A 9,174-nucleotide genomic window follows, 5' to 3' on the forward strand; every position below is an offset into this window, starting at 1 on the left:
GCTGGGCCTGCGCGAGATTGCGGCGCGCGACGTCCAGCTGGTCCTGAAAGGCGAGGGCGGCGAACCAGGTATTGGCGACCTGGCTCACCACGGTCAGCGCGGTGACGGCAGCCGCGTAACGAGCGGCCACCGCGCTCGCCTGGGCGGCGCGGAAGGTCGCATAGTTCTTGCCCCAGAAATCCACTTCGTAGGAGGCCGACAGGGTCGCGCTATAGGTGCGGGTATCGACGATGCCGCGGCCGATCGTCGTCGAGGTCGTGCCGGTGCCATTGGTGGTCGTCGATGTTCCGAAGCCGCCGGTGCCTTTGTTGCCGCTCAGATTGACCTGGGAGAAGGAGGCGCCAGCGCCGCCCTGGACCGTCGGCAGCAGGCTGCCGCCGGCGACGCGTACCGCCGCATCCGCTTCCGAGACCGCGGCCAGCGCCACCCGCAGGTCAAAGTTATGCGCCTGCGCCTCGGCGATGAGGCGGTTGAGCTCAGGCGATTGGAACCCCGCCCACCACGCCGCGTCCGGCCAGATCGGCCGGGTCGCGAGGGCGTTTCCGGAGGTAAAGCCGGGCGGGAGTTCGACTTGTGGCCTGTGATAGTCGGGTCCGACATCGCATCCCGCCAGCAGGGCGAGAAGCGGCAGAGCGCTCAGCAGTCGCCGATGCACTGTATCTCCATGACAAAATATCAGTCTGTTATGACCGTTACCTGCGTTTTGTAACACCTCGATTGCGTCGCGCTGGTTGTGACTTGCCGGGAAAGCCGGTCAAAACTTCCCGCCAAAGCCTCCTCAACAACCCGCCGCGCCGATCGCCATCGACCTCCTGGAGATAGGCAAGAGCGGCCGGGCTCAGTGCCTCGTGCCGCCGCCCGCGCGCCAGTAAAAAGCTTGCGATGATCGCCGCCACGCTCTGGCGGCCGAGCCCATGCCGGACGCCTCTGGCCCAATAGCCCAGCACGCGAAGGCCAAAGCTCGGCCAGGGCGTGCGCCACTTTAGGGCGATATAGAGCCGGTTGCGCGTGAACAGGAACCATCGCCGGCCAGACCAGCCTACTCTCCGTTCTGCCGCCAATGCATGATGCACCGCGATGTCGCCGGTATACAGCAGCCGCCAGCCTGCCTGGATGGCCCGCAGCGAGAAGTCGAACTCCTCCCAGGTGAAGAAGAGCCGTGCGTCATAGCCACCGACCTCTTCCCAGGCGGAGCGGCGAATGGCGTGGCCGGCACCGACGAAGGTCGCGCAGTCGAAGCGTCCGGCCGCCTGGGGCCGCAGCCCCTCGGGATAGCCCCAGGACGCCTCGTCCTCCCCGCTGCCGTCTCCATTCATGATGCGAAAGCCGATCGCGGCCAGATCCGGCCGGAGGTCGAGCACAGCGACGGCGCGCGCGGCGGTGGTGGCATCCGCGAAGACGGCGTCATTGTCGAGCGCAATGATGACGCGGCCAAGACCCAGTGCCGCCGCCCGGTTACGCCCCTCAGCGACCCCCAGATTGCCGCCCGCTGAGACCAGCAGTGCATCTTCCCGCTCCGCGACAAGGGCGGCGAGGCGCTGCCAGGTCTCGGGTGCCGATCCTTGGTCGAGCAGGATGACGCGCCGAGTGAGACCCACCTGCGCCACAGCCGAGCGCAACGCCGCCTCGGTCTCAGTTAGCCTGTCTAACGTAAGAATAAGAATGTCGGCATCGTAGGCTTCGGCCGGCGGGTGACGCCCAAGGTCAGGCGCCGTCACATGCGGCCGATCGCCATCATCGGTAGACGACGCGGCGCGACAGGGTGAAGTTGACGCTGAGCCCGGCGATGGACCCGGCCGCGACGGCGAGCACCGGGTAATGGACGCAGATCGGGAAGAGACTGATCAGGATCGCGAAGGTGCCGCGGTTGAGCACAAAGCCGATCAAATTGCAGCCGATGAAGCGGATCCACTGGTGATGCATCCGCCCCGCATGTTGGCCTCTGAAGGTCCAGACGCGGTTGAGGAACCAGTTGGCGCTGGCGGCTACGAAGAAGGAGAGCACTCCCGCGCCGAGCAATCCAAGCCAGTGGCGCGCCGCATAGACCACGGCCGTATCGACCACGAAGCCGAACACGCCGACGGCGCCGAACCGCAGGAACTGCGCCGCGACGGTGCGTTGAGCGGGAGACAGACGCCCTGCGACCCACATTGAAGGCGTGGAGCCTGCACCGGTGAGGCCGCCTTCGGCTGTGCCGGCGCCAGCCGATGCCGGGCGAGCGAGGGCGGAGGCCTCGGAAAGCGTTTCGGACACAGGCTGCGAATCCTTGTCAGGGGCGCGTGAACTGGGGGCGGTTGGATTTGGGAACACAGCGTCATAACATTCTGTCTCTGTGGCGTCATTCAGGCTTTTAGGTGGTGCGCGAAAGGAACGGCCTTTGAGGCGGCTGCGAGTTTGGCTCGCGCCGCTTCAGCCGGTGGCTTCGCCGCCCGTCGGACCCCAGAAGACGACCCAGGTGACGAAATCTTCGCTCATTCGATGGAAGCAATGCGTTTCGCCCGCAGCCACGAACAGCACATCGCCCTGCGCCGTTGGCGTGATCCCACCGCCATGTTCGAACTCGGCCGAACCGCTGACGACGAAGTAAAGCTCGTCCTGCTCATGCGGTCCCTGGAAATCCGTGCCGCGTGGGGCGAAGACCTCCACCGACATGCTCCCGTGGCGCATTCCAACGGTGAAGGGCTCACCGCCCGGCCAGGTCGGCGTCACGGGGCCGGGGAGGCGGCCGACAAGATCGGCGAGCGAAGTTTTCATGCCAAGCTCCGATGGTGGAATTGTGCCCGCTCGTGATGCGTCATGTTAATCGAGCCAACCTCCCGCCGGTTCATTCTCGCGTCGGGCGTTGTCGGAGAATCCTAGAAGCTTCTATGAGGGGCGTCATGAGCGAAGCGATTCTGCGCCCCGATGGTCTCCTCATTCTGGCCGACCGCCGCTACCGAGCCACGCTTGGCCGCGCAGGCATCACCCGCTTCAAGGTGGAGGGTGACGGCGCGACCCCCGCCGGTCTGTTGCCACTCCGCCGCGTGCTCTATCGCGCCGACCGTGTGTCGCCGCCAGCCGCGGGCTGCCCGATGGAACCCCTAAGCCCCGAGGATGGCTGGTGCGACGATCCCGCGAGCGACGCCTATAACCGCCAGATACGGCTCCCCTTCGATCACCGGCACGAAGCGCTTTGGCGAGCGGATGCCATCTACGACGTCATCGGCGTGCTTGGCTGGAACGACGATCCGCCGCTGGAGGAGCGCGGCTCCGCCATCTTCCTGCACCTCCAGACCCCCGACAGGGCGCCGACCGCAGGCTGCATCGCACTCGCCCTTGGTGACCTGCGCAACGTGCTCGGGGCGGGGCTGGCAGCCATTCGCGTGCTGCCTGAGTGATGGCGCTGACGGCGCGCTACAATACCTGCATGGCAAAGCTGAGGAACGCCCCTATATACGCGGAACTACAAGGATTATTCACGCGCCTGTTGCCCGGGTCTTGCCACAATCTGGTTTGATGCCCGAGTTCTGGCGGCGATTGCGAATGAAGCTGATCGAGCGACAAGGGAGAAGCCGAGTATGGCGGAAAAGCCGGCAGGGGATGAGCGGCCCATCCTGATTGTGGATGACGACCAGGCCTTGCGCGCCACGCTCGCCGAGCAACTCACCATGGATGGCGAGTTTTCGGCCACGGAAGCTTCTAGTGTCGCGGAAGCCGAAGCGGCTGTGTCTGCTCAGGACTCCCGTTTCGACGCCATCATTCTCGATGTCAGTCTACCGGACGGTGACGGCCGTGACCTTTGCACGAAGCTGCGGGCGCGCGGCTACAAGATGCCGATCATCATGCTGACCGGCTCGGCCGAGGAGACAGATGTCGTGCGCGGCCTCGATTCGGGCGCCAACGACTATGTGTCGAAGCCCTTTCGGCTCTCGGAATTGCTGGCACGGCTGCGGGCCCAGCTGCGCATTTTCGAGAATAGCGAGGACGCTGTTTTTACCATTGGCCCGTATGTCTTTCGGCCGGCCACGAAGTTGTTGCAGGAGCCGATTAAGAACCGCCGTATTCGCCTGACTGAGAAAGAGGCCGCGATCCTCAAATTCCTATATCGCGCCGGCGCTAAGCCGGTGCCGCGGCAGGTCCTGCTCAATGAGGTCTGGGGCTACAACTCCGCAGTGACGACGCATACGCTGGAAACCCATATCTACCGGCTCCGGCAGAAGATCGAGCCCGATCCGACCCATTCGCAGCTCCTCATCACCGAGGCCGGCGGCTATCGCCTGGACCCGAAGGCGTTGCAGACGGGCTAAGCCCGGTCGATACTTCGGCTATGCCGTCTCCACCGTCAGAGCACGCTAGGGCGTGCCACGCACGCCTCGCCTTAGCCCCACCGGTGAGAGTTTGCTGGGGCGTATTTGTCTGCCACACTGACGCGCCTCCGGTGGGGCCATGATCCCAACGCTCGCCATTGCTGTAGGCGGAGCGCTGGGCAGCGTCGGCCGATATTGGCTGGCGGTCTGGGCCCTCCCGATCAGCGGCACGCTGCCCTGGGGCACGATCCTCATCAACGTCATCGGCTCCTTCGCCATCGGCCTCTTTGGCGCCCTGACGCTCGATACCGGCCGCTACCCGTTGCCGGAAATCGCGCGGCTTTTCTTCATGGTCGGCATCTGTGGCGGGTTCACGACGTTTTCGTCCTTCAGCCTGCAGACTTTGGACCTGCTACGCGGCGGGCACGTCACGCGCGCTTTCGCGAATATCGCGGTTTCCGTGATCCTCTGTCTGGTTGCGGTGGCAATCGGCTATGCCGCCGGCGGCCACTTCGGCCACACGGCGCAGGTGGCCGAAATCTCGATCGAAGAGGAGGCGTCATGAGGCGCGGCTCAGTTTTCTTTCTCCTCGCGGTCTGCGCCGTACCGTCGGGCGTCTATGCCGCTGCCATGCCCGCGACAATGGTGGTCACCAATCCATGGTCCAGGGTTACGGCTTCGGCCGGCAGCGCGGCGGTCGTCTATCTGACTTTGCGCGACAATGGTTTGCCGGACCGACTGACCGCCGTCAGCACGCCTGTCGCCGCCCATGCGGATCTGCATGTGTCTCGCATGGTCAACGGCGTCATGGACATGGACCCGGCGGGCCCCTTGCCGCTGAAGCCCGGCGTGCCGCTGAGCTTCTCGCCCGACGGCTACCACATCATGCTGACTGGCCTGACCCATGCGCTGGCGGCCGGCGAGCAATTTCCGCTGACGCTCCAATTCGTTCGTTCGGCGCCCCTCACAGTGACTGTCACCGTGCAGCCGATGAGCTACATGCCGCCGGATGCCAGTGGCATGGGCGCGATGGCCGGAATGAAGATGAACTAGGGGGAGAGCCCGCATGGTCCACCGCTGCGCCTGGGCTGACAACGATCCGCTGATGCGCGCCTATCACGACGAGGAATGGGGCGTGCCGGAGCATGACAGCCGGGCGCTCTGGGAGAAGCTGATGCTGGATGGTTTCCAGGCCGGCCTCTCCTGGATCACCATCCTCCGCAAGCGGGATGCCTTTCGCGCCGCCTTCAAGGGTTTCGACCCGAAGCGCGTCGCGCGCTTCACCGAGAAGGATGTCGAGCGATTGTTGCAGGACGCAGGCATCGTGCGGTCGCGCGCAAAGATCCTGGCGACGATCGGCGGCGCCCGCGCCTATCTCGACATGCAAGCCGCAGGCGAGGATTTCTCGGAATTCGTGTGGTCGATGGCGGGCGGCAAACCGATCCGCGCCACCGGCCCGGTGCCGACGAAAACCGCGCTTTCCGAGCAGCTATCGGTGGAGCTCAAAAAGCGCGGCTTCAAATTCGTCGGACCAGTGATCGTCTATGCCTGGCTGCAAGCCACGGGAGTCGTCAACGATCATGCCCCTGACTGCTTCCGTCGCGATGCGGCATGAGCCGCTAAGCAAGCAGACGCGGCCAGTCTATGGCGAGCTGATCGTTGATTTCCTTTAGCGAGCCGAAGGCTGCGGGTGGCTCGGTCTTGCGGTTCTGCCAATGGTCATCATCGCCGAAATGGCCGCCCCACCACATGCCAGTCGCGTCGCCGATCTGTCCGAAGCGGGCGTATTTGGGGCTCTCCCAGTCGGGCTGACCTGTGGCATCGACGAGGAAGCAATCGACCGCCTCGCCATATTGATGCCAGGACAGGCCGGGCAGAGCATTGGTCGCCCATTTGCCTTCCGTGGCACCCGCCTTGGCGAAGCACTCAACCATAAAGTCGCAGTGTAGCCGCTGAAGCTCGCTGATCTGGTCTTGTACAACCGCGACGGATCTCGATTGGCGCCAGAGCCCGGCCTGGATGACCGGATTCCGCAGCGTGAAATAGGGTTTGAACTGCAATCCCTCTCTCGCCAGTGCCGCGAGCCCGGCGGTCACCTTGGCACGGAATTCGGGCTTGAGGTCGTTCAGGTCGGCGCTCATCAGCGGTTTCCCCCCGGAAATAGATCGAAACGATCCGCTGATTATTGGCTTATTTTGCGCGATTTAATGTGACTTCATTCACATTCTATAAAGATTTTCAGACTGTTTAAATGGATACAGCCACGGCGCGCGAGAATCTAATTGCCGTGTCAGACGCGATCGAAAATAGAAGCTACGCCTCTGCGGCGGCAGTCGCTGCGCTTCGTCCGCGTGCCAGTACCGTCTCAGTCTTTAGCTGCCCGCAGGCTGCCAGAATATCCTGCCCCCGAGGTGTCCGCACCGGCGCCGCGAAACCCGCATTCATGACGATCTGTGAAAACCGCCGGATCGCCTCCGGTGTGCTCGTCTCATAAGCGCTCCCCGGCCAGGGATTGAACGGAATGAGATTTACCTTCGCCGGCAATCCCGCGATCAGCTCGACCAGCAGCCGCGCATCCGCCTCGCTGTCGTTGATGCCCTTGAGCATGACATATTCGAAAGTGATCCGCCGGGCGTTCGACGCGCCGGGATACCGTCGGCACGCCGCGATGAGTTCGGAAATCGGATATTTGCGGTTGAGCGGCACCAATTCGTCGCGCAGCTCGTCCCGCACCGCATGCAGCGACACGGCGAGGTTGACGCCAAGCTCCGCTCCCGCGCGATCCATCATCGGTACGACGCCGCTGGTGGAAAGCGTGATGCGCCGGCGCGACAGTGCGATGCCCTCGCCATCCATCACGATCCGCATCGCCTTGGCGACATTGTCGTAGTTGTACAGCGGCTCGCCCATGCCCATCAGCACGATGGTTGAGAGCAGCCGAGGCGTCTCCCCCTTGGGGCTCGGCCATTCGCCATAGCTGTCGCGCGCCGCCATGAACTGCCCGACGATCTCCGCTGCGCCGAGATTTCGCATCAGGCGCTGTGTGCCGGTGTGGCAGAAGCTGCAGGACAGCGTGCAGCCGACCTGCGAGGAGAGGCAGACGGCACCGCGATCCTCTTCCGGGTCGGGAATATAGACGGTTTCGGCCTCCTGACCGTCGCGGAAACGGAACAGGAATTTGCGGGTCTCGTCCGTGCTGGTCTGCACAACAACGGGATCTGGACGGCCGACCACGAAATGCTCGGCGAGCTTCTCGCGCAAAGGCTTCGCCATGCTGCTCATGGCCGAGAACTCGGTCACGCCCTGGTGGTAAATCCAATGCCAAAGCTGCTTGGCGCGGAACGGCGCTTCTGCGATCGCCGCGACTTCCGCCGCAAGCTCCTCGCGGCTGAGCCCGACCAGATCCCGCCTGCCATCGGCCAAAACCGCCGGCGGTGGCGCGAAAAGCGCGGCTTTCGCGAGGATGCGGGCGGCGTCGTCTGGGGGCGCGAGAACCGGCGCCGTCACTACGCTCACTTCGCGGGACAAGCCTTGACGATCGCGCCATAGGCAGCGCTGAAGCCCGAAAGCGAGAAGCTCTGCGTGGCCTTGCCGCCCTTCGCCGCCCAGCTCGCCGTGGCGCCGGAGCCGCGCTGCATATCCACCACAACCGCCCGCCCATCTCGCGCATAGGCGGAATGACCGGCGGTATAGAGGGAAACCACCCCCTGCTTGTCGATCTGCAATGCCACCTCGCTCTTGGCGGGGTAGCTCGATGGCGCATTGACCACCACCTCGTCGCGCGAGGTTGGGCGCTCGGTTACCAGGATCATCCCGGCCGAGGGGGTCTTGGCGCTGCCCTTGGCGCGGCTGAAGGCGTAGCAGATCGGAGCGCCCGCGCTGCCATATTGCGCCGCGGTCCACTCGCCAAACTGGCCAAGCGAGACCGGCCCGCCAGCCTTGGTCGCGGCGAGCGCGGGCAGTGAGAGAAGCGAGCAGGCGGAAGCGAGGATGAGGATCTGGCGCATGGGGAAGCCATAAGGGAGCGCCATCGTGGCGTGCAAGGAGTCTCTATGCGTGTCACACACATGCCTCGCCAGCGCCGGGCCGAGCCGGTAGATCCGCCGCCATGACCGACGCCACGGACCGCCAGCTCGCCCGGCAATACGAAACCTATCCCTATCCCGCGCGGGATCCGAAGGAGGAGGCGAAGCGCCTCATCATCGGCAGCCCCTCCCATGTGCGGGAGATCGACTACTGGGTGTTCGGCGCGACCCGCCCGGCCTCCCAGCCGCTGCGGGCCTTGATCGCCGGCGGCGGCACCGGGGACGGCACCGTCATGCTGGCGACCCACATGGCGCGCGCCGGGCGGCCGGGCCGCGTCACTTACCTCGACCGCTCCGAAGCCGCGCTGCGCATCGCGCGGGCGCGGGCGGAGGCGAGGGGCCTCACCAACATCGACTGGGTGCTGGGCTCGCTGCTCGATCTGCCGAGCCTCGGCCTCGGTGTCTTCGACTACATCGACTGCTGCGGCGTGCTGCATCACCTGCCCGAGCCTGCGGAGGGGCTGGCGGCGCTGGAGGCGTCACTGGCGCCCGGCGGCGGCATGGGGCTGATGGTCTATGCCCCGCATGGCCGCACCGGCGTCTATATGGTGCAGGAGGCGCTGGCCCTGCTGGCGCCGGCCGACCTCCCGCCTCCTGCCCGGCTCGACACCGCGCGACGCGTCATGCGGCACCTGCCGGAGAGCAACTGGCTGCGCGCCAACCGCAACTTTTCGGACCACATCTCGGGCGGCGATGCCGGGCTCTATGACCTCCTGCTCAATCCGCGCGACCGCGCCTTCACCGTCACGGCCTTCGCGGCCCTGCTGGCGGGCGTCGGCATGGCGGGCGCCGCCCGGGTGGGG

13 protein-coding genes are annotated in these 9,174 nt (G+C 65.2%); 6 read left to right on the forward strand and 7 right to left on the reverse strand.

Annotation, left to right across the window (positions count from 1 at the left end):
* The 4 genes from GSQ83_RS21885 to GSQ83_RS21900 all read right to left on the reverse strand — a co-directional run.
* On the reverse strand, window positions 1-655 hold a 655-nt coding region (locus tag GSQ83_RS21885; protein ID WP_158805012.1), incomplete at its 3' end, for a TolC family protein.
* Between the two features lie 37 nt (window positions 656-692).
* Window positions 693-1,718: a glycosyltransferase family 2 protein gene (locus GSQ83_RS21890; protein WP_158805013.1), complete on the reverse strand. Its 1,026-nt coding sequence runs from the start codon at window positions 1,716-1,718 to the stop codon at window positions 693-695.
* A gap of 16 nt (window positions 1,719-1,734) precedes the next feature.
* Entirely contained in the window at window positions 1,735-2,253 is a 519-nt protein-coding gene (locus GSQ83_RS21895; protein ID WP_254065837.1) for a GtrA family protein, read from the reverse strand.
* A 156-nt stretch (window positions 2,254-2,409) separates the two neighbouring features.
* Window positions 2,410-2,754 (reverse strand): cupin domain-containing protein, encoded by a 345-nt coding sequence (locus GSQ83_RS21900; protein WP_158805014.1) that lies wholly within the window; start codon window positions 2,752-2,754, stop codon window positions 2,410-2,412.
* Window positions 2,755-2,879: 125 nt separating this feature from the next.
* Here GSQ83_RS21900 and GSQ83_RS21905 point away from each other — a divergent pair, with 125 nt between their 5' ends.
* The 5 genes from GSQ83_RS21905 (at window position 2,880) to GSQ83_RS21925 (ending at window position 5,901) form a co-directional block, all read left to right on the forward strand.
* Window positions 2,880-3,377 (forward strand): L,D-transpeptidase, encoded by a 498-nt coding sequence (locus GSQ83_RS21905; RefSeq protein WP_158805015.1) that lies wholly within the window; start codon window positions 2,880-2,882, stop codon window positions 3,375-3,377.
* A 180-nt stretch (window positions 3,378-3,557) separates the two neighbouring features.
* A complete protein-coding gene (locus tag GSQ83_RS21910) occupies window positions 3,558-4,286 on the forward strand; it encodes a response regulator transcription factor (protein ID WP_158805016.1) in 729 nt (242 codons plus the stop codon).
* Window positions 4,287-4,425: 139 nt separating this feature from the next.
* The gene (gene crcB / locus GSQ83_RS21915; RefSeq protein ID WP_158805017.1) at window positions 4,426-4,851 is read left to right on the forward strand and encodes a fluoride efflux transporter CrcB; all 426 of its coding nucleotides are present in this window, start codon (window positions 4,426-4,428) and stop codon (window positions 4,849-4,851) included.
* Window positions 4,848-5,339 carry a copper chaperone PCu(A)C gene (locus GSQ83_RS21920; protein ID WP_158805018.1) on the forward strand — a complete coding sequence of 164 codons (492 nt, stop codon included), beginning with the start codon at window positions 4,848-4,850 and terminating at the stop codon, window positions 5,337-5,339. The genes crcB and GSQ83_RS21920 overlap by 4 nt, the downstream gene beginning before the upstream one ends.
* A gap of 13 nt (window positions 5,340-5,352) precedes the next feature.
* A complete protein-coding gene (locus GSQ83_RS21925) occupies window positions 5,353-5,901 on the forward strand; it encodes a DNA-3-methyladenine glycosylase I (protein WP_158805019.1) in 549 nt (182 codons plus the stop codon).
* 4 nt (window positions 5,902-5,905) lie between these two features.
* Here GSQ83_RS21925 and GSQ83_RS21930 read toward each other — a convergent pair whose 3' ends face one another.
* The 3 genes from GSQ83_RS21930 to GSQ83_RS21940 all read right to left on the reverse strand — a co-directional run bounded on the left by GSQ83_RS21930 (window position 5,906) and on the right by GSQ83_RS21940 (window position 8,293).
* Entirely contained in the window at window positions 5,906-6,427 is a 522-nt protein-coding gene (locus GSQ83_RS21930; protein ID WP_158805020.1) for a M15 family metallopeptidase, read from the reverse strand.
* Between the two features lie 172 nt (window positions 6,428-6,599).
* Window positions 6,600-7,802 carry a 23S rRNA (adenine(2503)-C(2))-methyltransferase RlmN gene (gene rlmN / locus GSQ83_RS21935; RefSeq protein WP_254065838.1) on the reverse strand — a complete coding sequence of 401 codons (1,203 nt, stop codon included), beginning with the start codon at window positions 7,800-7,802 and terminating at the stop codon, window positions 6,600-6,602.
* Window positions 7,799-8,293: an invasion associated locus B family protein gene (locus GSQ83_RS21940; protein ID WP_158805021.1), complete on the reverse strand. Its 495-nt coding sequence runs from the start codon at window positions 8,291-8,293 to the stop codon at window positions 7,799-7,801. Before GSQ83_RS21940 ends, rlmN begins: the two co-directional genes overlap by 4 nt.
* A gap of 101 nt (window positions 8,294-8,394) precedes the next feature.
* Here GSQ83_RS21940 and GSQ83_RS21945 point away from each other — a divergent pair.
* On the forward strand, window positions 8,395-9,174 hold a 780-nt coding region (locus tag GSQ83_RS21945; RefSeq protein ID WP_158805022.1), incomplete at its 3' end, for a bifunctional 2-polyprenyl-6-hydroxyphenol methylase/3-demethylubiquinol 3-O-methyltransferase UbiG.

The organism is Acidisoma sp. L85, assembly GCF_009765865.1.
In the GTDB taxonomy this organism is placed as follows: Bacteria; Pseudomonadota; Alphaproteobacteria; order Acetobacterales; family Acetobacteraceae; genus Acidisoma.

What these genes read in the sequence shown, in the direction of transcription:
- GSQ83_RS21910 (WP_158805016.1), top strand. Translation starts at nt 3,558, where the DNA reads ATGGCGGAAAAGCCGGCAGGGGATGAGCGGCCCATCCTGATTGTGGAT.
- GSQ83_RS21940 (WP_158805021.1), bottom strand. Translation starts at nt 8,293, where the DNA reads ATGCGCCAGATCCTCATCCTCGCTTCCGCCTGCTCGCTTCTCTCACTG.
- GSQ83_RS21920 (WP_158805018.1), top strand. Translation starts at nt 4,848, where the DNA reads ATGAGGCGCGGCTCAGTTTTCTTTCTCCTCGCGGTCTGCGCCGTACCG.
- GSQ83_RS21925 (WP_158805019.1), top strand. Translation starts at nt 5,353, where the DNA reads ATGGTCCACCGCTGCGCCTGGGCTGACAACGATCCGCTGATGCGCGCC.
- GSQ83_RS21930 (WP_158805020.1), bottom strand. Translation starts at nt 6,427, where the DNA reads ATGAGCGCCGACCTGAACGACCTCAAGCCCGAATTCCGTGCCAAGGTG.
- GSQ83_RS21905 (WP_158805015.1), top strand. Translation starts at nt 2,880, where the DNA reads ATGAGCGAAGCGATTCTGCGCCCCGATGGTCTCCTCATTCTGGCCGAC.
- crcB (WP_158805017.1), top strand. Translation starts at nt 4,426, where the DNA reads ATGATCCCAACGCTCGCCATTGCTGTAGGCGGAGCGCTGGGCAGCGTC.
- GSQ83_RS21900 (WP_158805014.1), bottom strand. Translation starts at nt 2,754, where the DNA reads ATGAAAACTTCGCTCGCCGATCTTGTCGGCCGCCTCCCCGGCCCCGTG.